The 23,081-nt window shown below is 64.6% G+C and carries 13 protein-coding genes; 3 read left to right on the forward strand and 10 right to left on the reverse strand.

Annotated features, from left to right (window positions below; all coding sequences use genetic code 11):
* Positions 1-80 precede the first annotated feature (80 nt).
* From IF803_RS16455 to IF803_RS16475, 5 genes are all read right to left on the reverse strand, one after another.
* Positions 81-1,676 carry an ABC transporter substrate-binding protein gene (locus tag IF803_RS16455; RefSeq protein ID WP_461192796.1) on the reverse strand — a complete coding sequence of 532 codons (1,596 nt, stop codon included), beginning with the start codon at positions 1,674-1,676 and terminating at the stop codon, positions 81-83.
* A 419-nt stretch (positions 1,677-2,095) separates the two neighbouring features.
* Positions 2,096-2,983 (reverse strand): TauD/TfdA dioxygenase family protein, encoded by an 888-nt coding sequence (locus tag IF803_RS16460; protein ID WP_461192797.1) that lies wholly within the window; start codon positions 2,981-2,983, stop codon positions 2,096-2,098.
* Between the two features lie 78 nt (positions 2,984-3,061).
* Entirely contained in the window at positions 3,062-3,760 is a 699-nt protein-coding gene (locus tag IF803_RS16465; protein ID WP_375764010.1) for a DUF2270 domain-containing protein, read from the reverse strand.
* A 113-nt stretch (positions 3,761-3,873) separates the two neighbouring features.
* Positions 3,874-5,424, reverse strand: a complete 1,551-nt coding sequence (locus IF803_RS16470; RefSeq protein ID WP_461192798.1) for an AMP-binding protein — start codon at positions 5,422-5,424, stop codon at positions 3,874-3,876.
* Positions 5,425-5,515: 91 nt separating this feature from the next.
* Entirely contained in the window at positions 5,516-6,670 is a 1,155-nt protein-coding gene (locus tag IF803_RS16475) for an iron-containing alcohol dehydrogenase (RefSeq protein WP_411783861.1), read from the reverse strand.
* A 484-nt stretch (positions 6,671-7,154) separates the two neighbouring features.
* Here IF803_RS16475 and IF803_RS16480 point away from each other — a divergent pair, with 484 nt between their 5' ends.
* A complete protein-coding gene (locus IF803_RS16480) occupies positions 7,155-7,457 on the forward strand; it encodes a DUF6916 family protein (protein ID WP_245288904.1) in 303 nt (100 codons plus the stop codon).
* Here IF803_RS16480 and IF803_RS16485 read toward each other — a convergent pair.
* The 5 genes from IF803_RS16485 to IF803_RS16505 form a co-directional block, all read right to left on the reverse strand.
* Positions 7,439-7,999 carry a GNAT family N-acetyltransferase gene (locus IF803_RS16485; protein ID WP_461192799.1) on the reverse strand — a complete coding sequence of 187 codons (561 nt, stop codon included), beginning with the start codon at positions 7,997-7,999 and terminating at the stop codon, positions 7,439-7,441. The two genes, IF803_RS16480 and IF803_RS16485, sit on opposite strands and share 19 nt — an antisense overlap.
* A gap of 7 nt (positions 8,000-8,006) precedes the next feature.
* On the reverse strand, positions 8,007-8,540 hold the full coding sequence (locus tag IF803_RS16490; protein WP_028344248.1) for a phage tail protein: 534 nt from the start codon (positions 8,538-8,540) through the stop codon (positions 8,007-8,009).
* Positions 8,541-8,552: 12 nt separating this feature from the next.
* Entirely contained in the window at positions 8,553-9,077 is a 525-nt protein-coding gene (locus tag IF803_RS16495) for a phage tail protein (protein ID WP_028344247.1), read from the reverse strand.
* 12 nt (positions 9,078-9,089) lie between these two features.
* Positions 9,090-9,590, reverse strand: coding sequence for a phage tail protein (locus IF803_RS16500; protein WP_028344246.1), 501 nt, complete (start codon positions 9,588-9,590; stop codon positions 9,090-9,092).
* Between the two features lie 303 nt (positions 9,591-9,893).
* Positions 9,894-17,879: a cadherin domain-containing protein gene (locus IF803_RS16505; protein WP_461192800.1), complete on the reverse strand. Its 7,986-nt coding sequence runs from the start codon at positions 17,877-17,879 to the stop codon at positions 9,894-9,896.
* A gap of 864 nt (positions 17,880-18,743) precedes the next feature.
* On the opposite strand from IF803_RS16505, the gene IF803_RS16510 reads away from it, so the two are divergent.
* On the forward strand, positions 18,744-19,910 hold the full coding sequence (locus IF803_RS16510) for an efflux RND transporter periplasmic adaptor subunit (RefSeq protein ID WP_461192810.1): 1,167 nt from the start codon (positions 18,744-18,746) through the stop codon (positions 19,908-19,910).
* On the forward strand, positions 19,907-23,080 hold the full coding sequence (locus tag IF803_RS16515; RefSeq protein WP_028344243.1) for an efflux RND transporter permease subunit: 3,174 nt from the start codon (positions 19,907-19,909) through the stop codon (positions 23,078-23,080). The genes IF803_RS16510 and IF803_RS16515 overlap by 4 nt, the downstream gene beginning before the upstream one ends.
* Position 23,081: the final 1 nt, after the last annotated feature.

The raw sequence follows: 23,081 nt of genomic DNA on the forward strand, positions 1-23,081 counted from the left end.
CCTTGATCCCGCCTGTGTCTTGTCTTCCGGCGCGCTTTTTTTGCGCGAACCGGTATCCACTTCGCCCGAAAACGCTATGCCTACTTGTCCAGCCAGACGTCTTCGTAACGATAGCCGTTATAGGAGCTGTTGGACATGATCGTGACATTCTTCACGTAAGGCTGCCAGCAGGTGCCGGTGCGGGCATGGAAGATGATCGGACGCGCGACGTCTTCCTGCAGCTTCTTGTCGATCTCCCAGACAAGCTTCTTGCGCTTGTCGACGTTGGTCTCTTCCGACTGCTGGTCGAACAGCTTCTCGATCTCCTTGTTGCAATAGTTGGTGTAGTTCCGCTCCGAGCCGCAGGCATAGTTCTCGTAGAACGACTGGTCGGGCTCGTCGACGGCATTGCCGGTGAGGTTGAGGCCGAGCGAGTAGTCCTTGCGGGCGATCTTCGGGAACCATTGCGCGGTGTCGACGACGTCGAGCTCGGCGTCGATGTAGATGCTCTTGATCTGGTCGATCAGGATGATCGCGGGATCGCGATAGACCGCGATGTTGCGGGTCGAGACCTTGATCTGCAGGTGCTTGTCCGGGCCGTAGCCCGCCTTCTGCATCAGCTTGCGGGCTTCCTCGCGGTTCTTCTCGATGTTGGGACCGTAGCCGGGGATCTGCTCCAGCATGTCCTTCGGCATCGCCCACAGCCCGTCCGGTGCCGGCTCCATGGTACCGCCGATGTCACCCTGGCCCTCGAACATGATCTGGATGAACGCCTTGCGGTCGAGCGCCAGCGCCAGCGCGCGGCGGATGTCGAGATTGTCGAACGGCGGCGCGGTCGAATTGATGATGATGTTGGTGGAGACGTTGTTCGGTTCCACCACGCAGACCGCGTTGGGCGCCTGCGACTTGACGTCCTTGAGTAGGGGGATCGAGACCTCGGTCGGGAACGTCATGTCGAACTTGCCGGAGACGAAGCCGAGGATCGCGGTCGAGCGGTTCGGGATGATGGTGAACTCGATACCGTCGAGATAAGGCAGGCCCTTTTTGAAGTAGTCGGGGTTCTTGGTGAGCTTGATCGACTCGTTGGCCTTGAACTCGACGAACTTGAACGGGCCGGTGCCGACCGGCTTGGTGCGCATCTCGGCCGGCGACACATGGCAGGGATAGACCGGCGAATAGCCCGAGGCGAGCAGCGACAGCAGGGCGGGCTGCGGCCGCTTCAGCTTGAACGACGCCTCATAGTCGCCGTTGGTCGTGACCTCCTCGACTTGCTCGTACCAGGACTTGCGCGGGTTCTGCCGGAACTTCTGTTGCGACTTGCCCATCAGCATGTCGAAGGTGCATTTGACGTCGGCCGCGGTGAAGGGCTTGCCGTCGTGCCATTTCACGTCCTTGCGCAGCTTGAAGGTCAGCGTCTTGTTGTCGCCGCTCCAGGCCCAGCTTTCCGCAAGCTCGGGCCGGATCGTGCTGGCGCTGTTCTGGGCGATGTGCTGGTCGAAGATGACGAGATTGTTGAAGATCGGCATGAACGGAACGTTCAGCGAATAGGTCGCGCCCTCGTGGATCGAGGCGCTGCCCGGACTGTCGCGGTGATAGATCCTGAAGATGCCGCCCGGTTTCGGCTCGGCTGCGCGTGAAACGTCGCTGATGATCAGCACAGACAACACCGCGACGGCCAGCGCTTGCACGCTCCGCATGGTCCCCTCCCACATTTCGGTCTCAATGGCCGATTGGCATCGACGATACCACGGTGAGGCTGTCGGGCAACCAGCGAGGATCGCGCGGGGATTGGCAATTCGGATGACCCCACAACATTAAAATTTCCGCGGATCGGGAATAATGGCTGTGATAGCGGGGAACCCGGGTTGTTTTGCTATGCAGCGGCGAAACTCCGTTTGAATTCGGTTGCCGCCACTGACGCGTGCGGTGTGAAATGATTCGCAATCAGCGACAGTTTGTCGCCGACGTTTCGCACGTTATCTTGTCCCGTCATCCCCTGAGGTGCGAGCGGAGCGAGCCTCGAAGGATGCACGGCCCGGCCGGTGGCCGTCGATCCTTCGAGACGCGCGCAAGAGCGCGCTCCTCAGGATGACGGTACGACAGGCGCAGCAGCGCCTCACTCCGCCGCCTGCGGCGAGGACAGGTGCATGTTGGCGACGCCATCGGCCTCGGTCGCCGAGATCGTGGTGCGAATCATCAGGCGGCCCTCATGCGCCGGCCAGGGGCGGCCGCGATGCATGGTGGCGCGGTTGTCCCACATCACGACGTCGCCCTGCTTCCATTGGTGCAGATAGCTGACGCCGGCCGCGGTCGCGGCTTCGGTCAATTGCTCGATCAGCGCCTTGCCGGCCTCGGCATCCATGCCCTCGACGCCATAGGCATGGGAGGCGAGATACAGCGCGCCACGGCCGTTGACGGGATTGCGCCAGACCATGCGCCAGCACACCGGCGGCAGCGCGTCGACTTCATCCGACGTTGCAAGGCCGGTGGCCACCTTGCTGCGCGAATGCGCGTAGGAGTGCCAGGCGAACGCGTTCTCCAGCCGCTTCGCCGTGTCCTTGTCGAGCCGCTCGAAGGCAAGCCGCATCGAGACGAATTCGGTCTCGCCGCCATGCTCCGGGATGATGCGGGCGGACAGGATCGAGGTCAGCGCCGGCACCCGCTTGAAGGAGGAATCGGTGTGCCAGAGCTGGTTGGCCCTGGCGCGCAGCTGCTGCCGGTGATCGGATGGAACCACCTTGCCGTCGGGCCCGAAGGTCGAGAGGATCACGAAATGCGAGCCGGTGCCCATCGAGCCGACCTTGGTCACCTCGGGCGGACCGAACCGGCGCGAGAAAGCGAGCTGGGTGTCGTCGCTGACCTCCTGGCCGCGGAACACCAGCACCGAATGTTCCTCGAACGCCGCGCGCACCGCCGCATAGGCGGCATCGCTGGCGGCAACGTCTGACAGCGTGACGCCGCGCAGCTCGGCACCGAATCCCGGACGCAGTGGGATCACTTCCATCGCAAGTCCTCCCTTTTCTTTGTTGTTGAGGCGAGGTTAGGGGAAAAGCCCGCGATCGGCAACGCGGCCCGCGGCGCCTCAGCCCATTGCGATCAGATTGTGCCGCGTGCGCCGGTCCGCGACCTCGATGCGATGTGTGACGAAGGCGAACAGCGCCCAGCTGGAATGGAAGGCGACACCGGCCAGAATCACGATGGTTCCGGGAATCGGACCGATCGAAGCGCGGTCCAAGATCGCGCTCATCGTGGTCAGCGGCAGCGGGTGGATCGCCAGCTTGCCGTAATAGGCGATGGCCTGGATCGCGAAGATCCAGCCATAAGTCCGTCGCAGGCGCCGGCCGATCGCTCTGACATAGCTGATGTGATAGCTGGGGCGGCGGTAGTCGTTGGCGAGCAGGTCGGTCCAGGCCGCATTCGGCGACAGCCCCTCGCCGCGGATCATCGGTGCGTAGAAATCGGTTTCGAGCAACCGCGCCCGGGCGCGCCAGACGTTGAAATAGCGATAGCGCCGCGCCTCGAATAGCAGGAATACGGTCACCAGCAGTCCGACCAGGACCATCGGCAAGGGCGAGGCTTCCGCACTGCTGTAGGTCGCCGACAGCGCGATCCCGGTCGTGACCACCGCCCAGTTGGTCGAGCTGTCGAGACGGGTGCGCCAGACCGTGCTGCGATAGACCTCGCCACGATAGAGATGGGCGAGTGCACCGATCTCGGCGGCAGTGAATTCGAGCCTTCCGGCCTGCACCGGCTCCGGCTCGCGCGGCTGGGGCGATGGCATGGCGGCCTCCGGCGAAGCTGGCTTGCGATCCCGGAGCATAGCGCGAAATCCGCGCGACCGGCGAGTCCGTTGCGTCCGCCGGCTTGGATTGGCAGCATCAGTCCGGATGCCGCTCACACGATCCGCGAGGTCTTGTTGCCCCAATAGCGGTCACGCAGCAGGCGCTTGTAGAGCTTGCCGGTCGGCAGCCGCGGCAGCTCGGCCTCGAAATCCACCGAGCGCGGCACTTTCTGGCGCGACAGCGCGCTGGCGCAGAACGCGATCAGTTCCTCGGCAAGCTCCGGCCCCGGCGCGATGCCGTCGACCGGCTGCACCACCGCCTTCACCTCCTCGCCGAGATCGACATTGGGCACGCCGAACACCGCGGCGTCGGCGACCTTGGGATGGGTGATCAGGAGGTTCTCGCATTCCTGCGGATAGATGTTTACTCCGCCGGAGATGATCATGAAGGTGGCGCGATCGGTGAGATAAAGGAAATTGTCGTCGTCGACATAGCCGACGTCGCCGACCGTGCTCATGCTGCCGTCGGCCGAGCGCGCCTCGCTGGTCTTGGCGGGGTCGTTGAAATATTCGAATGGTGTGGCGGTCCTGAACCACACGGTGCCTGGCGTTCCCTTGGGGCAGAGCCGCATGTTCTCGTCGAGGATATGCAGATCGCCGAGCAGGACCCTGCCGACGGTGCCGCGATGCGCGAGCCACTCCTCGCTGTTGCAGGCGGTGAAGCCGAGTCCCTCGGTCGCGCCGTAATATTCGTGGATGATAGGACCCCACCATTTGATCATGTCGTCCTTGACCAGCGCCGGGCAGGGCGCGGCGGCGTGTATCGCGATCTCGAGCGTCGACAGATCGTAGCGGGAGCGAACCTCCTCGGGCAATTTCAGCAGACGCGAGAACATGGTCGGCACCAGCTGGCTGTGGGTGATGCCCCATCTTTGCACCAGCTCGAGATAGCGCTCGGGATCAAAACTCTCCATGATGACGACGGTGCCGCCCATCCGGATGGTGAGGTTGACCGCGGCTTGCGGCGCCGAGTGGTAGAGCGGTGCCGGCGAGAGGTAGACCATGCCCTCGCGGTAGTGCCAGAGCCTGGTCAGGAAATCGAACAGCGGCAGGTTCTGCGACGGCGGCTGCTCCGGCAGCGGCCGCACGATGCCCTTGGGCCGGCCGGTCGTGCCGGAGGAATACAGCATCGCGGTGCCGGCATATTCGTCCGCGATCGGCGTTGACGGCAGGTCCGCGGTGGCCTGTTGCAGCCCGACAACGCGATCGCTCTCGCTTTCGCCGTCGACCACGATGCAGAGTTCGACCTGCGGACACTCCTTCAGCGCCTCGCGCGCGATGTCGAGCTTCAGCCTCGAGGTGATCAGGATCCGCGACTGGCTGTTGGTCAGGATGTAGGCGAGCTCGCCCGCGGTGAGGTAGGAGTTGACGCAGGTGAAGTAGAGCCCGGCGCGCTCGCCGGCGCCGCAGGCCTCGAGGTAGCGGTTGTTGTTCTCCATGAAGATCGAATAATGGTCGAGCCGCCGCAGCCCCTGTTTGCGGAACAGATGCGCGAGCCGGTTGGAGCGTGCCTCGAGCTCACGATAGGTGACGGTCTCGCCGGTCCCGGCCATGATGAAGGCGGGTTGCAGCGGGCGCAGGTAAGCATGCTTGCCGGTGTACATCGAACGTCACATCCCCCTTTATCGTGATCTAGATTCTTGTTTTGACGCGTTTTCTTCACGCGAACCGGTACCCACTTCGCTCGAAAACGCTCTATGCAGCCATCTCCAGAATCTCGCGAACTTGGGATGGATCGTCGATCTTGCGCGGATTGCGCGGCACCCAGGGCGTTCGCATCGCTTGCGTTGCGATGCGGTCGAAATGCTCGGGGCCGACGCGCACCTCGTGCAGGCTGCGCGGCATGCCGAGGTCGTGGATGAAGCGGTCGAGCACGTCGCCGGCGTCCGCGCCCGCATGCCCCATTGCGGCCGCGACCAGCGCCTGCCGGTCGGCATTGTCGCGCTTGTTCCAGCGCATCACCGCGGGCAGCATCACGCACGAGGTGTAGCCGTGCGGCACGTCGAACTCGGCGCCGAGGACGTAGCCGATGCCGTGGCTCGCACCCATCGGCACGCCCGAGGCGAGCGGGCCGGTGGAGAGCCAGGTGCCGATCTGGCAATCCATCCGCGCCGAAATATCCTTCGGGTTGGCTTTCACCCGCGGCAGGCCGGCCGCCAGCATCTCGAGCCCCTTCAGCGCCTGCGCGTCGCCGTAAGGATGCGCCTCGCGCGAGCAGATGCCTTCGACGCAATGATCGACGGCACGGATGCCGGTCGACAGGAACAGCCATTCCGGCGTGTGCACCGAAAGTTCCGGATCGAGGATGGTGGCCCGCGGCATCACCAACGGATGGCGCAGCATCTCCTTCTGCCGCTTGGCCTCGTTGGTGACGCCGGCGATCGACGAGAACTCGCCGCCGGCGATGGTGGTCGGCACGCTGATCTGGCGCACGGTCGGCGGATTCATCGCGGGCGAGACGCCGCCATGGGTGCGGATCGTCTCGATGCCGTCGGACGTCGTGACGTTGTTGGCGAGGCAAAGCTGCACCGCCTTGGCGCCGTCGGTGATCGAGCCGCCGCCGATCGTGACGATCAAATCCGCTTTCGCGCCGCGCGCCTGCTGCGCCGCCGCGATGACCGCGGCGCGCGGCGTATGCGCCGGCATCTTGTCGAAGGTGCCGACGCAGCGGGGCCCAAGCGCCGCGCGAACCTTCTCGATCTCGTCGGTCTCGCGGTTCAGCGTGCCCGACACCATCAGAAAGGCGCGCTCGGCGCCCAGCCGGTCCAACTGCTCGACGATGGCCTCACGCGCGGGCCGCCCGAACACGACCTCGTCCATGGCGCCGAATACGACACGGCCTCGATGCACGCGCCTATCCTCCCTCAACACGGTTCGCCGCCTTGCTGGCGGCTCTTTGCCGGGAGGTTAGCGGAGGAAGGCGGGGCCGTCATCAGGGTCCTGCCGGTGGTTTGATACGGTCGCGCCGCCCATTCCGCTGTCGCTAACCACAGGGTTGCGTTGTTGAAGTGAGCTGTGGCCCGAGCGCTGGCTAAACAATTGGCATCGGTGGTTATGGGTCCCGGGTCGCGCGGAGCCTGTCATCGGGCGGCGCTTCGCGCCGACCCGTTGGCTTGCCCGGGACGACATCGAATATGTGGCGCTCGCGTGAGTCATACATCCGCATCCTCGCGGCGCGCTGCATCCGAGTCTTGCGTTTACTTGCCTCCCCCTGGAAGCAGCGGGCGCCCCGGAATGACGGTGAAAGCTTCAGGTCGAAATCGGATGACCGGCAGAAATCTTGACGGCAACATCGCGGCGTGTGTTACACCTCGAAAGCAACAGGGACGTGCGCATGACATCCACCGTCGATCTCGCCAAACTGCACATTGACGACTTCACGCCGCATCAGGATGCTGAGTTCGAGATGCAGGCGGCGGATCGCGCGGTGGCGCTGAAGCTCGCCAAGGTCGAGCCCGCGGGCAACAGCGGCCGGCCGGGCGGTGCGTTCTCGCTGTTGTTCACGGGCCCGAAGGGCGCGTGGCTGCCGCAGGCGATCTATCCGGTGCGGCATCCGGCGCGGGGCGTGATGGAGATCTTCCTGGTGCCGATCGGCCCGCTCGGAGACGGCAATGGCTATCAGGCGGTCTTCACCTGACGGTCGGAAGCTCCTGCCGCCCGCCACCGCATCAGGTCGTAAACGCCCTTGTCTTCCTCGGTGATGAAGCCGAGCCGCCGGTAGAGCCGCATCGCCGGATTGAGCTTCTCGACATGGATCGAGACGTCCTTGCCGGCGGCCGCCCCCTCGTCGATCGCGTCGCGCAGCAGCGCCGCGCCATAACCCTTGCCGCGATGCGCCGGCATGAAGGCGATATCGATGATGCGGTGCTGGCTCGGCCAGCGCTCGATGTAGAACCGGCCGATGTCCTCACCACCCTGCGCGATCACCAGCCAGTCGGCGTTCGGATAGTATTTCTGGTAATGCGCGTGCTGGGCACGGAATTGCTGATCGAGAAAGGCGGCCTTGTCCGCCTCGCTCCAGGGCACCGGCGCCAGCTCCTCGGCGCGGGTCGAGGCATAGAGCTGGCCGAGGAACGGCAGATCCGGCTCCGCCAGGCGGCGAAAGCGGCAGCCGGAAGCGGCCGCGCGCGTCCAGCCGAACGCTGGTGCGGGCGTGGTGCCTGGCGCGTCGAAACCCAAGACGACCTCAGCCGCGCGCCGGGAAGGCGCCCTGCAGCGCGATGCAGAAGTTCAGCGTGAGGTAAGGCTGCATGTTGTTGTGCTGCTGGTTGCCGCCCGTCATGCCGATCATGGTGGCGTTCATCTGCGTCAGTGTTGGCGTCGCGCTACCGGGCACATAGGCGAAGGCATTGGCCGATTTGCCCAGGATGCGGGTCGGGCTGGGGACCTGAACGTCAGCGACGTCCTGCGTGCCGACGTTCACAGGATGGTTGTGAAGCGGTATCTGGTTTTGCAGCAGCGTCACATTGGGAGAGCCGGTGGTCTCTCCGAGGTCATACAGCGACAGCCCGGGGCCCTGTCCGGGCGCCGCCGGTGCGTTGCCCTGCATGTTGGGAAGCGCGAAGTTCGACGTGCCGTTGCCGCCATAGGTGACGCCGAGTAGTGAGAACAACGCCGTATTCTGCGAGATCGGCAGGATCTGACCGCCGCAGAAGGCCCAGCCCTTGGGAGCGAAGTTGAATGGAAAGATGCGGATCTCGGCGAGAAACTGATCGGACATGTCGTCGCGCTCCTAGCCCTGGCTCGGAAAAATGCCGTACAGCGAAATGATGAAGCTGACGCAAAGCAGCGGCTGCAAATTGCTGTGCGGCTGGTTCCCGCCGGTATTCGTCAGCATTCCGCTCGCCATCGGGCCATCGGGCGGCTGGCCGTCGATATACATGGCGATCGTACCGGTCGTCTGATCGAGAATATTTCCCTGCGGGTTCGACGCGGTGCCGGTCTGCTTCGCGGCGATGAAGGCGTGTGAATGCTGCGGGATCGTCTGCGTCGTGAGTGTTACGTTTTCGACGCCGCCAGTCTGCCCCATGACATAGGTCGTGCCGCTGCTGGCGGTGCCCGTGTGGATTGGCACACGGCCGCGCAGATCGGGGACCGCGAAGGTAGATTGGCCGTCGCCGCCATAGGTGGTGCCGATCAGATTGAACAGCGCGTCGTACTGGGAGATCGCCAACAGGCTGCCGTCACAGAAATTCCATCCGACCGGGGCAAAGTTGCCGCCGAACATACGGATTTCGCCTACAAAAGCTTCTGACATCGGCGCTTCTCGTCAATTCTGCGAGGGGAAAATGCCCTGGAGGGCAATGCTGAAATTGATCGTCAGGAACGGTTGCATGTTCTGATGGGCCTGGCTGCCGCCGGCATTGCCCACGGTCAAGGGATTGAGCGGGGTGATGTCGGTCGTCGACGTGCTGTAGCCGTTGTTGAAGGCACCGAGATAGGCACCCGAATCGAGCGGCTGGCTGCCGTTGCTGTTGGTGGCGTTGGCCAAATGATTGTGCTGCGCCATCTCGTTGATCGTGAGCGTGTGACTCTCCTCGCCGCCGCGTTGGCCGAGCGCATAGCCAGCGCCCGTACTGATCGGCACCCGGCCCCGAAGGTCGGGCAGGCCAAAAGTGACGCGCCCATCCCCGCCATAGGTCGTGCCCAGCAACGAGAACAGCGCCTGATTCTGAGCGATGGGAAGCAGTTGGCCGTTGCAGAATGCCCAGCCCTTGGGCGCAAAGCCGAACGACATCATGCGGACTTCGGAAAGATACGGATCAGCCATAGGTCCTCCGCGAATACGTCGTACGATTTGTAAAAAATTCGAGACAATGATGCTGCGTATGCAACGTCTGCACGATAGCGTGTTTTACGGCCAGTGCAACCTCAACGATTGTCGGGCTCCTGCGTTTTTTTTCGAGTCATTCGCGGCTCGCGACGAGACGGTATCGCCGCTGGCGGCACCGTTGTCACGAATCGGACATGTCCACGCAGACATCATGAGGCGATTGAAATTTGCTGGTATCCGTCAGAGGCAACGCCTGCCGAAACGGTTCGGCAGGCGCTGTGCGGTCGATACGGCGTCCGATCAGACGATCAGGTCATGGTGCGGCTGGGCGTGATTGTCGGCCGGCGTGCCACCCATGGCCGCGAACACCGTCTCGTGGCCGACCCACCAGGGGGGGCCGGCATTGGCGTGCCCGCTGAACAGATCGGAAAAGGCCTGGGTGTTCGCGGCCAGGTCCGCATGGCCGGTGTTGGCCTGCGAGGGCGTCTGGGTGAACGACGAGAAGTCGAAGCCGTCGCGGTTGAGGTTTGCGGATGTGTCGCTCTGCATGGGCATCGCCTTCGCCGATCCCACGTTGGCTTGCGTGACATCCGCCGCAGTTGGCAGCCGCCGCTCGCCATCGGCGAGACTGATATACATCAAGTCGTTGACATCCGATGACGACGTCAGGTCGGGGAGGCCGAGCACGTGTCCCAATTCATGGACCACGGCGGTCAATAGATCGAGATGACCTGCTGCGGCTGTCGACGGATCGGTCTGCAGATCGGAGCCGGAAGCGTTGAGCGCGTGGGTGAACTCAAAATTGTCCAACGGTGTCGAATCGACGAACCAGCCATGGCCGGTGGCATCGGTATCGATCGTGATGTGGCCGGCGCTTTCCAGGCCGACGACCTGGCCGGCGAGATCAGCGACGCTGAAGGTCACGGCACGCAGCGCGGCGAGTTGATCCGCGTCTGCGCCAGCCTTTGCCCATTGGGTAATGGCCGCTGAGACGACCGAGTCGAGCTCGCTCTGTGTCAGGTGGGTTTCGCCCGGGGTCGCGACGGCGGCCTGCACGCCGCCGTCCGCGGCGAGCAGCGGCGATGAGCCGAACCCGTGTGTGCTGCCCGCCGTGACGCTGAATGTCGGCGCCGTGGTGACCGTATTGTGCGCCAGGACGTAACTCGAAATCGCGGCGGTATCGGTCGCGCCGCCGCCATAGGACGAACCATCGCCCGCGTGCAGGCCGACGGTGGTGTCGAACCGATCGCGCAGCCGGATATCGGTGCCGCCATTCGCGCCCGAACCGAGGAACTGATTTTCCTGGGCGCCGGTGCCGCCCAGCGTCAGCGAGACGCTCTGCGCATCGCCTGCGACCGTGCCGGCGTTGAGCTCAAATCCATGATTGCCGAACGTGCCGGGGTTGGACACCGTGTTGCCCATGACGATCGCGGTCAATAGGGCGTTGCCGCCGTTCGCAGCGTCACCGGTCTGCAGTTCGATGCCGTCGTTGTTGTACTGATACAGATGGTTGTTGGTGATCGTGACGCTGGAATTGGCCCCGCCCATCGTGACGAAGCCGATGTCGCTGCCCTGGGCGGAGCCGCTGTTCGCGACGCCGGCGACGCCGATCGTGTTGGAATCGATTGTGCCGTTGAACGAGCTTGCTCCCGATCCCGTGCTGATGGCGAGCGCGGTGCCGAGGGCATCACGCATGGTATTGTTGGCGATATTGAAGGTCAGGTTGGCGTGGTCGCCGGTCCCGCCGGAGCTGATGGTGATGCCGCCGCCGCCCGAGACGATGTTCTGGTTGTTGTTCGAGAAGCTGTTTCCGTTCAGCACGAGGTCCGAGCTGACGCCGCCGTGCAGATCGAGCTGGAACAGGTCGCCGCGCGCCGACGTGAATGTCGAATTCTGAACGGTCGCGTTGAATGTTCCGTCGGTGGCCTGGAACACCAGGGCGTCGCCCGAGCTGTTTCCGGCCGCCGAATTGGTCGCAAAGGTCGAGCCGGTGATGGTGATGCGGTTGAGTGTCTGACCGCTGTTATTGAAGACGTGGAACGCATCGAGCGCCGCGCCCGTGAAGGTCGAATTCGTCACCGACGCCGTGCCGGACAGGCCGGTGAAGTAGACGTCGCCCTCGCCGATTCCGCCGACGCTGGTGCCGTTCGTACCGGTCACCGTGGTGTTGCCGAGGGTAAAGCCGGTGACGTTGGTGCCGACGATGCCGTAGTTCTGGAAGTCGTGCATCGCCAGATAAGAGAGCTGAACGTCCTTGGTGTTGTTCAGATAGACGCCGCTGCCCTGCGCGGTGCTGCCGTCGGCGCCGGTCTTGTTGGCGATGGTGCCGCCGCTGCCGGCCGTCGAACCGTCGCCGGTGATGTGCAGGCCGCCATTGCCGGCGGCCGTGCCGGTATTCGACAGGATGATGCCGTTGTTGGACCCTCCGCTCGAGGTGATGCTCTTGAGGATGAGGTTGGACGAGCCGATCTGGGTGTTCTCGACATCGAGCGCGGTGCCGGTGCCTGACGTGATGGAGTTGTTGGTGCCGGTCAGCGTGATGGTGCCGCCATGCGTGAAGCTCATGCCGGTGCCGCTGGCGGTCTTGACCGTGATGTCGGACATCGTGACGGTGCCGACATTGTTGTTGTCGTCGCTGATGCCCATGCCGGTCGAGGCCGAGGTATCGATGCTGACGCCGCTGATGCTGTGGCCGGACGTGCCGAGCAGGTCGATGCCGTTGTCGGCGCCGGTCACCTTGATCACCGGATCGGTGCCGGTCGCGGTGTTCGCGGTTACCACGGCGCCGGTCACCGGATTGGTGAACGTCAAGGAGTGGCTGCCGCCGACCAGGTTGACGCCGTTGGCGAGATTGATGCCGTTGGCCTCGGTATATGTGCCGGACCTCAGCACGACATAGTCGCCAGAGCCGGCCGGATTCGCCGCGTTGTAGGCGGCGATCGAGGTGTATGGATCGGCCGCGGTGCCGAGATTGGCGCTGTTGGCCAGCGCCGTGGGCGAGTTGTCGATGTAGAACACCTGCGGCACGACGCCAACATGGAAGGTCTGGGCGCCCGACGTGAGCGGCCCACCGGTACCGGTGTTGCCGTTGTCGTTGATGTTCAGCGTGACGGTATCAGAGCCGGTGAAGCCGTCATCGCTGTTGTAGGTTAGCGTCGCCAGCGCGGTGTTGACCTGCGCGACGGTGCCGGTCAGCGTCACCGTGTGGCTGCTGTTGTTGGTGAAGCTGGCGAGCCCGGCGGTATTGAAGGTCAGGTTCGCATGGCTTGAGGCAATCGTCGCCGTGACGTTGCCGCTCGCGGCATCGATGTCGGCGACCGAGAGCCCTGAAATCGCGAAATTGGTGTGCGAGAACGCTGTTCCGATCGAATTGTCCGCCGGCACCGACGCGGTGGGTCCGTCGTCCACGGCGGTGACGCTTCCTGTCGTCGATCCCGTCCCAGTGTTGCTGCCGCCATTCGCGGTACCGCCGTCATCGTGCACGGTCAGGCTGTAGGACCGCGCGGTGGTGTCGGGGTTTTCGCTGGTGTTGTTGAACTGGATCAGGTCCAGCGCCGCATTGTAGTGCGCGAGCGTGTCGGTACCGCTGAAACTGATCGTTTCGGTGCCCGCAGTGCTGGTGATCTCGAAGTGGATACCGCCGATATCGCCGCTGTTGCCGGCGTGGCCGGCGATCGACAGCGCATCCGACGGCTTCAGATTGTTCAGCACGAAGGTCGCATCGGTCAGGTTGTTACCTTCGGCGTCCGTGATCGTCAGGTTCGGCGTGATCGTGACCGGCGTCGAGTTCGCTGCCGGCGTGCCGTTCGGCGGCTCGGAGAAGCCGGTGATGGCACCGAAGCTCACGACCGGCGCATCGTTGACCGGGGTGACATGGATGGTCGAGGTCGAGGTGTTGCTGCTGTCGGTGCCGTCGGTGACCGTGAAGCTGACGGTGCGATCGGCCCCGGACGGGTTGTCGCTCGAGTTGAAATAGGTGATGGAATCGAGCGCGGCCTTGTAGTTGGCGACGCTGGAGGAGCCGGTCAGCGTCAGCACGCCGGTCGCGGAATTGTAAGAGCCGGTGATACCGTTCTGGTTGACGAAGCCCAGCACGTCCTGGCCGGCGGCGAAGCCACCGGTGATCTGCACCGTCGCGCCGGTCAGATTGGCGCTGTCGACGTCGGTCACGTTGACCGACGCATCGATCACGGTCGCGGCTTGGTTTTCGGTGTAGTTCAGCGTGCCGCCGGCGGTCGTGACCGGCGGATCGTTGACCGGCGTGACGTTGATGGTGCCGGTGACCGGCGTGGAGGTCGCTGTGCCGTCGTTTGCGATGATGGTGACGGTGCGCGCCAGGCCCGACGGGTTGTCGCCGGTGTTCTGATAGGTCACCGAGGCGAGCGCGGCCTGATAATCGGCGACGCTGGCGGTGCCCGTCAGCGTCAGCATGCCGGTTCCCGCATTGAACGAGCCGGTGATGCCGTTCTGGGACGTAAAGGCGAGGACGTCCTGACCGTTCGCGTAGTTGCCGGTGATCTGCACCGTCGCGCCGGTCAGCGTAGTGTTGTCGACGTCGGACACGATGATCGCCGGGTCGAACGCGGTCGCGGCCTGGTTCTCGGTGTAGTTCAGCGTATGACCAGCGGTGACGACCGGCGGGTCGTTGACCGGGGTGACGTTGATGGTGTCGGTGACCGGCGAGCTGTCGAGCGTACCGTCATTGGTCGTGATGGTGACGGTGCGCGCCAGCCCGGACGGATTGTCGCTGGTGTTGATGTAAGTCACCGACGCCAGCGCGGCCTGGTAGTTCGCGACGCTGGAGGAGCCGGTCAGCGTCAGCGTTCCGGTTGCGGCATTGAACGAGCCGGTGATGCCGTTCTGGTTGGTGAAGCCGAGGACATCCTGGCCGCTGATATAGTTGCCGGTGATCTGCACCGTCGCGGACACCAGATTGGCGTCGTCGCCGTCGGTGACGGTAATCGCCGGATCGATCACGGTCGCAGCCTGGTTCTCGGTGTAGTTCAGCGTGTGGCCGGCGGTGACGACCGGCGCCTGGTCGACCACGACGGCGATGGTGAAGGTCTGCTGGCTGTGCAGCGTGCCGTCGCTCGCATCGACCGTGACGTCATAGGACGGATCGGCAATGTTGATCTTGCTGGGATCGGCGACCGTGATCTTGCCGGTGGTCGCATTGATGGTGAAGCCGCCGCCGGAGCTGTCGCCGACCAGCGAATAGGTCACGGCGGGGCCGTTGACGTCGGTCGAGGATGCCGTGACGCCGGTTCCCGCGCCGACCGGCGCATTGACCGCAACGCGGTTGGCGCCGGCGTCGGCATCGACCGGGGTCGACGGCGCGACGTCGGTGACGGCGATGGTGAAGGTCTGCGAACTCGTGAGCAAGCCGTCGCTGGCCTGCGCGGTGACGGTGTAGGCGTGCCCGGCCGGGCCTTCGTAGTCGATCTTGGAGCTGTCCGCGACGGTGATGACGCCCGTCGTCGCATTGATGGTGAAGCCGCCGCCGGAGGTGTCGCCGATCAGCGACCAGGTCACGGCCGGGCCGTTGACGTCGGTTGCCGCCGCGGTGATGCCGACGGTCGAGCCGTTGGCGGCGCCCTCGGCGATCGAGTTGGTGCCGATGTCGGCATCGACCGGGGTCGACGGCGCGGCGTCATTGACGGCGATGGTGAAGCTCTGCGAGCTCGCCAGCGTGCCGTCGCTGGCCTGCGCGGTCACCGTGTAGGAATGGGTCGGGCCGCTGCTCTCATAATCGATCTTGGTCGGGTCGGCGACGGTGATGACGCCGGTCGTCGGGTCGATGGTGAAGCCGCCGCCGGAGGTGTCGCCGATCAGCAACCAGGTCACGGCCGGGCCGTTGACGTCGGTCGCGTGCGCGGTGATGCCGACCGCAGTGCCGGCGGCCGCGCCTTCGACAACGCTGTTGGCGGCGGCATCGCCGTCGACCGGGGTCGATGGCGCAGCATCCGCGATGTTGATGGTGAAGGTCTGCGAACTCGCCAGCGTGCCGTCGCTGGCTTGCGCGGTGACGGTGTAGCTGCCGCCCGAGCTTTCGAAATCGAGCTTGCTCGAATCGGCGACCGTGACGACGCCGGTTGCGGCATTGATGGTGAAGCCGCCGCCGGAGGTGTCGCCGATCAGCGAATAGGTCACGGCCGGACCGTTGATGTCGGTCGCCGACGCGGTGATGCCGACGGTCGAGCCGTTGGCTGCGCCTTCAAGGACGGTGTTGGCGCCGGCATCTGAGTCGACCGGGGTCGATGGCGCGACGTCGGTGACGGCGATCGTAAAGGTTTGCGAGCTCGCCGTCGTGCCGTCGCTGGCCTGCGCGGTGACGGTGTAGGCGTGGCCGGGCGCGCTTTCGTAATCGAGCTTGGTGCTATCCGCGACGGTGATGACGCCCGTTGTCGCGTCGATGGTGAAGCCGCCGCCGGAGGTGTCGCCGATCAGCGCATAGGTCACCGGCGGGCCATTGACGTCGATCGACGACGCCGTGACACCGACGGTCGAACCGTTGACCGCGCCTTCGGCGATCGCATTGGCGCCGGCGTCGCTGTCGACCGGGGTCGACGGCGGGGCTTCGGTGACGGCGATGGTGAAGGTCTGCGAGGTCGCAAGGGTGCCGTCGCTGGCCTGCGCGGTGACGGTATAGGCGTGGCCGGGCGCGCTTTCGTAATCGAGCTTGCTCGGGTCGGCGACGGTGATGACGCCCGTTGTCGCGTTGATGGTGAAGCCGCCGCCGGAGCTGTCGCCGGTCAGCGAATAGGTCACCCCCGGGCCGTTGATGTCGGTCGAGGATACGGTGACGCCGACCGTGGTGCCGGCGGCCGCGCCTTCGACGACGGTGTTGGCGGCAGCATTGTTGTCGACCGGGGTCGACGGCGCAGCGTCGGTGACGTTGACGGTGAAGGTTTGCGTGCTGGTCTGCGTGCCGTCGCTGGCCTGTGCGGTGATGGTGTAGGCGTGGCCGGGCGCGGTTTCGAAATCGATCTGGGTGGGATCGGCGACGGTGATGACGCCGGTCGCGGCGTTGATGGTGAGGCCGTGGGCATTGCCGACCAGCGAATAGGTCACGGTGCCGCCATTGATGTCGGTGGCGTGCGCGGTGATGCCGACGGCGGTGCCAATGGCGGCGCCTTCGACCACCGTGTTGGTCGCGGCGTCAGAGTCGGCGGGCGCCGACGGCGGAGCGTCGGTCACGCCGATCGTGAAGGTCTGCGTCGTCGAGGTCGCGCCGCTCGTGGCCTGGACGGTAATGGTGTAGGCGTGGCCGGGCGCGCTCTCGTAATCGAGCTTGTTCGGATCGGCGACGGTGACGACACCGGTCGTGGCATTGATGGTGAAGCCGCCGCCGGAGGTGTCGCCGGTCAGCGAATAGGTGGTTGCGGGGCCGTTCGGATCGACCGCGGAGGCGGTGATGCCGACCAGCGTGTTGACGGCGGCGCCTTCGACGACGCTGTTGGCGGCGGCATTGACGTCGACCGGGGTGCTGATCGCGACGTCGTTGACGTTGATCGTGAAGCTCTGCGAGCTGACGCCGCCATGGCCGTCGCTGGCTTGGACCGTGATGGTGTAGGCGTGGCCCGGCGCGGTCTCGAAGTCGATCTTGGCCGAATTGGCGACGGTGACGATGCCGGTGGTGGGATCGATCTTGAAGCCGCCATTGGAGGAATCCGATGTCAGCGAGTAGGTGACGCCGGGGCCGTTGACGTCGGCCGACGACGCGGTAATGCCGACCGAGGTGTTGACCGCGGCGCCCTCGTTGACGGCGTTGGCGGTGGCGTTGCCGTCAGTCGGTGTCGAGGGCGGGGCATTGCTGACCGCGATCGTGAAGCTCTGCGACGAGACGAAGATACCGTCGGTCGCCTGCACATTGACGACGTAGCTGCCGCCAGAGCTCTCGAAATCGACCTTGGAGGGATCGGCAATCGACACCACGCCGGTATGCGGATCGACCTTGAAGCCGCCATGCGAGGAATCGGACACCAGCGAATAGGTGACCGGAAGACCGATCAGGCTGGTGGATTGCGCGGTGATGCCGACCGATGTATTGGCTGCGGCGCCCTCAACGACCGTGTTGGCGCCGGAATTGGCGTCGGTCGGAGGCGACAGGAAGCCGGGTACCGGCGGATACGGTGTGCCGGGAGGGCAGCCCAGGTAAAGATATTGCAGACCATACGTATTGACGAACGCCTGCGCGGCCGGATCCAGAATGATATTGCCGCTCGGATCGAGATGAAGCTCGGGGCGTGTTAAACCACCGATTGTATAGGCAGGTATGGTCGACATGAGCACTCCTGCGAGCGGCGTGAAAGCCGATCAATAACTACATTTGTTGGGGACGATGACGTGTGAAGCATTTCACACGTTGAGGTTGACCATCCGCGACCCGAGATCGCACCGGTCCGCTCGCAATATGCGGACACCGCGACGGTTGCGGAGTCCCGACATCAGCAAGTTCAAATGCGCTTGCCATTACGTAATCGCTTCCACTCACTCACGCCGCGAGAAAAGCCCAATGAATGTTCGAGAAAAGCGCGGCGGCCAAGAAAATTTACCGGTTGGCAACCACGACCGTATTGTCGATGTTTCCGAGTGTCAATGTGTGTCCACGTGACACCGCGTCGTTAACCACGATTCGGCCATGCAGCGGGAGGTAGAGTATGGAGATTCGGCCATTTTTAATCTTGTGCGACCCCCGGTGGTTTCTGCGCCGCAGGCCGAATTGGCGTTGTGTGACGGATATGTGTCGGTGATTCGCCTTGTGATTGATTCTCGGCGAGTCGTCTGTGATCTCTTCTCACCCGAAAGGCCAGTGAATCTGTCCCTTCCCGTCGTCACGGCTTCGCGATCACGTCGTAAGGCTTTCAGACTACGCAACTATTTGCTTGATCCGGCGGCCATCTTGAACAGACTGGGGAGCGGCTACATCTGTGACGTCCGCTGCCGCGACATTGCGGTGGTCCATCCACGTTGAATCACCGCAAGTCCAATTGCGACTTTGGTAGCCCTGCACTGATCCTGGGGGAGAGGGAATTGAGTTCGATTGACAGAACGGGACGTGTGGCTCCGGTGACCGGCGTCGAGCGTCATTCGCTTCGCCGCCATGCCTCGCGCGGCCCGTCGCTCAGGCCTTGGCTCGGTCTTGCGCCGATCGGGCTGCTGGCCGGGCTGGCGCTCGGCGGCTGCGACAACAAGAGCGCGCAATCGCAGGCCGCGCCTCCGCCGCCGCCCGTGACCGTCGCGCAGCCAGTCAAGCGCACCGTCACCGACTGGGACGAGTTCACCGGCCGCTTCGAGGCGATCGAGGAAGTCCAGGTCCGCGCCCGTGTCGGCGGCTTCGTCAACAGCGTCGAGTTCAAGGATGGTGCGATCGTCCACGCCGGCGATCTGCTCTACATCATCGATCCGCGGCCGTTCGAGGCGGTCGTGCTGCAGGCCGAGGGCCAGCTCGCCGACGCGCGGGCCAAGGGCGAGCTTGCCAAGCGTGATCTCGAGCGCGGGCTGAACCTCGTGCAGACCAGCGCGGTCTCCGAGCAGGTCGTCGATCAGCGCCGCCAGGCATTGCAGGCGGCACGCGCCGCCGAGACGCAGGCCGAAGGCACGCTGAAGGCCGCGCAGCTCAACGTCGAATTCACCCATGTGCTGGCGCCGATCACCGGCCGCGTCAGCCGGCATCTGGTGACCCCGGGCAATCTGGTGCAGGGCAGCGAGGGCGGCGCGACGCTGCTCACCTCGATCGTGTCGCTCGATCCGATCTACATCTATTTCGACGTCGACGAGGCGACCTATCAGCGCAACAGCAAGCTGTGGTTCGAAGGCAGGCGGCCGAGCTCGCGCGACACGGCGAACCCGGTGCAGATCGCGTTGACCGGCGAAACCAAGCCCTCGCATGAGGGCAAGATGGACTTCCTCGACAACCGGCTCGACGTCTCGACCGCGACGCTGCGCAGCCGCGCGGTCGTTCCGAACAAGGATCTGTCGGTCCTGCCCGGCCAGTTCGGTCGCGTCCGCATCATCGGCTCCTCGCCCTATGAGGCGCTGCTGATCCCGGACAGCGCGGTTGCCACCGACCAGTCGCGCAAGATCGTGTTCGTGGTCAAGGACGACAACACGGTGGAAGCAAGAGCAGTCACGCTCGGGCCGCTCGACGATGGCCTGCGCGTCGTCCGCGAAGGCCTCAAGGCGGAGGATCACGTGATCGTCGACGGCCTGCAGCGCGCCCGCGTCGGCGCCAAGGTGACGCCAAAAATGGCGCAGGCTCCGGCGGATTCCAAGCCCGCCGCAGGCGACAAGCCCGCCGCAGGTGCCAAACCATGAATCTCGGCAGGCTCTCCATCAACCAGCCCATCCTCGCGATGGTGCTGTCGATCGTGCTGCTGATCGTCGGCGCGATCGCCTATCCGACGCTGCCGGTCTCGGAATATCCGCAAGTGGTGCCGCCGACCGTCGTCGTCACCACGCAATATCCGGGCGCTTCGGCGCAGACCGTGTCCGACACTGTCGCCGCTCCGATCGAGCAGGAGATCAACGGCGTCGAGGACATGCTGTATCTCTACAGCCAGGCGACGTCGAACGGCCAGCTCACCATCACCGCGACCTTCAAGCTCGGCACCGACCTCGACAAGGCCCAGGTGCTGGTGCAGAACCGCGTCGCGATCGCGCAGCCGCGGCTGCCCGAAGAGGTGCAGCGCAACGGCGTGACCACGCGCAAGAACTCGCCCGACATCCTGATGGTCGTCTTCATGCTGTCGCCCGACGACACGTTCGACCAGCTCTACATCTCCAACTACGCGCTGCTGCAGGTCCGCGACCAGCTGTTGCGGCTCGATGGCGTCGGCGACATCCAGATGTTCGGCGCGCGCGATTACTCGATGCGGCTGTGGCTCGATCCCGACCGGATCGCCAATCTCGGTCTGACATCGACCGAGGTGCTGGCGGCGATCCGGGCGCAGAACCTGCAGATCGCCGGCGGACAAATCGCCGAGCCGCCGATCGCCGATCGCGCCTTCCAGCCGAACCTCGTCTTCACCGGCCGCCTCAAGGACATCAGGCAGTTCGAGGATATCGTGGTGAAGGCCGGCTCCGACGGCCGCACGGTACGCCTGCGCGACGTCGCCCGCGTCGAGCTCGGCGCGCTGTCCTACGCCACCAACAGCTTCCTGCTGCGCAAATCCGCCGTCGCGCTGCTGGTGACGCAACGGCCCGGATCGAACGCACTCGCCACCGCCAAGAGCATCTCCGACACGATGGAGCGGATGAAGGCGAGTTTCCCGAAGGGGCTCGACTACAATATCGGCTACAATCCGACCGAATTCATCGCTCAATCGGTCCACGAGCTGATCAAGACGATCTACGAGGCGATGGCGCTCGTCGTCATCGTGGTGCTGGTGTTCCTGCAGGGATGGCGGCCTGCGATCATCCCGATCATCGCGATCCCGGTGTCGCTGGTCGGCACCTTCGCGGTAATGGCCGCGCTCGGCTTCTCGATCAACAATCTGACGCTGTTCGGCCTCGTGCTGGCGGTCGGCATCGTGGTCGACGACGCCATCGTGGTGGTCGAGAATGTCGAGCGACATCTCGAGCACGGCATGAGCAGGCGCGACGCTGCGCTCAAGACCATGGAGGAGGTCGGCGGCGCGCTGGTCTCGATCGCGCTCGTGCTGTGCGCGGTGTTCGTGCCGACCGCCTTCCTCGGCGGCATTTCCGGGCAGTTCTTCCAGCAATTTGCGGTGACGATCGCGGTCGCGACCGCGATCTCCTGCTTCTGCTCGCTGACCCTGTCGCCGGCGCTGGCCTCGCAGATCCTGGTGCCGCATGAGGAGAAACGCCCGCCGGCGCGCTGGAACATCATCGCGCGCGGCTGGGATAGCTTCACCGCGCTGTTCAACCGCGTGTTCGACCGGCTCGCGCACGGCTATGCATCGGTGGCCGACTTCGTGATCCGGCATACGGTGGTGATGCTCGCGCTCTACCTCGTACTGATCGGCAGCGCTGGCTGGCTGCTCGCGACCACCTCGCAGGGCTTCATTCCGGCGCAGGATCGCGGCTACGTCATCATCTCGGCGCAGCTGCCGGGTGCCGCGTCGCTGGCGCGGACCACCGCTGTTGTGCGCGAGATCGAGCGGATCGCGCTGGATACGCCGGGCATCGTTCGCGTCGCGGCTTTCGCCGGCTTCTCCGGTGCGACGCGCACGCAGCAGGGCAACGCCGCAGCGCTGTTCCCGGTATTCGACGAGCCGGAGGCGCGCCTGAAGAAGGGGCTGACGGCGAACGCGATCACGGCCGAATTGCGCAAGCGTCTCTCGGTGATCCAGGGCGCCTTCATCATCGTCATTCCGCCGCCGGCCGTGCCCGGTATCGGCACCGGTGGTGGCTTCACCATCCGTGTCCAGGATCGCCAGGGGCGCGGACCCGAACTGCTGGCTTCCGCGACCGATGAACTGGTGACAGCCGCGCGCAAATCGCCGTCTCTCACGTCGGTGTTCTCGCCGTTCACCGCGAACACGCCGCAGCTGTTCGTCGACATTGATCGCGTCAAGGCGCAGAAGCTTGGGGTACCGATCGCCAACATCAATGACACGATCCAGACCTATTTTGGTTCGACCTATGTCAACGACTTCAACCTGTTCGGCCGCACCTATCACGTTACCGCGCAAGCCGATCTGCCGTTCCGGAAGGATAGCCCCGATCTCGCAAGGCTGCGTACCCGCAATGTTGCCGGCGACATGGTGATGCTCGGCAGCATCGTGGACTTCAAGGACGTCTCGGGACCCGACCGCGTCGCGCGCTACAATCTGTACTCGGCGTCCGAACTGCAGGGTGAGCCGGCACCTGGCGTGAGCTCGACGACGGCGCTCAACACCATCAAGCAACTCGCCGACCAGACATTGCCGAGCGGCTTTTCCTTCGAGTGGACCGACCTGTCCTACCAGCAGGTCACCGGCGCCAATGCCGGCCTCTACGTGTTCCCGATCTGCGTGCTGTTCGTCTATCTGGTGCTGGCCGCGCAATATGGCAGCTGGACCTTGCCGTTCGCGGTGATCCTGATCGTGCCGATGTGCCTGTTCGCGGCCACGATAGGCGTGCGCCTGATGGGCCAGGACGTCAACATCCTGACCCAGATCGGCTTCGTGGTGCTGGTGGGGCTGGCCGCCAAGAACGCGATCCTGATCGTCGAGTTCGCGCGCGACATCGAGCTCGAGGGCCGGTCGCGGCTGGACGCGGTGATCGAAGCCTGCCGGCTCCGTTTGCGGCCGATCCTGATGACCTCGTTCGCCTTCATCCTCGGCGTGCTGCCGCTGGTGGTATCGACCGGTTCGGGCTCGGAGATGCGGCAGGCGGTCGGCGTTGCCGTGTTCTTCGGCATGCTCGGCGTCACCCTGTTCGGCCTGATCTTCACGCCGATCTTCTACATGGTGGTGCGCAACCTCGCGGAAGGAAAGAACGAGGGCAAGCCGGCGGAGCCCAAGGCGACCGTGGCGGGTTGAG

This window comes from Bradyrhizobium sp. UFLA06-06 (assembly GCF_054820065.1).

What these genes read in the sequence shown, in the direction of transcription:
- IF803_RS16455 (WP_461192796.1), bottom strand. Translation starts at nt 1,676, where the DNA reads ATGCGGAGCGTGCAAGCGCTGGCCGTCGCGGTGTTGTCTGTGCTGATC.
- IF803_RS16460 (WP_461192797.1), bottom strand. Translation starts at nt 2,983, where the DNA reads ATGGAAGTGATCCCACTGCGTCCGGGATTCGGTGCCGAGCTGCGCGGC.
- IF803_RS16465 (WP_375764010.1), bottom strand. Translation starts at nt 3,760, where the DNA reads ATGCCATCGCCCCAGCCGCGCGAGCCGGAGCCGGTGCAGGCCGGAAGG.
- IF803_RS16470 (WP_461192798.1), bottom strand. Translation starts at nt 5,424, where the DNA reads ATGTACACCGGCAAGCATGCTTACCTGCGCCCGCTGCAACCCGCCTTC.
- IF803_RS16480 (WP_245288904.1), top strand. Translation starts at nt 7,155, where the DNA reads ATGACATCCACCGTCGATCTCGCCAAACTGCACATTGACGACTTCACG.
- IF803_RS16490 (WP_028344248.1), bottom strand. Translation starts at nt 8,540, where the DNA reads ATGTCCGATCAGTTTCTCGCCGAGATCCGCATCTTTCCATTCAACTTC.
- IF803_RS16495 (WP_028344247.1), bottom strand. Translation starts at nt 9,077, where the DNA reads ATGTCAGAAGCTTTTGTAGGCGAAATCCGTATGTTCGGCGGCAACTTT.
- IF803_RS16500 (WP_028344246.1), bottom strand. Translation starts at nt 9,590, where the DNA reads ATGGCTGATCCGTATCTTTCCGAAGTCCGCATGATGTCGTTCGGCTTT.
- IF803_RS16505 (WP_461192800.1), bottom strand. Translation starts at nt 17,879, where the DNA reads ATGTCGACCATACCTGCCTATACAATCGGTGGTTTAACACGCCCCGAG.
- IF803_RS16515 (WP_028344243.1), top strand. Translation starts at nt 19,907, where the DNA reads ATGAATCTCGGCAGGCTCTCCATCAACCAGCCCATCCTCGCGATGGTG.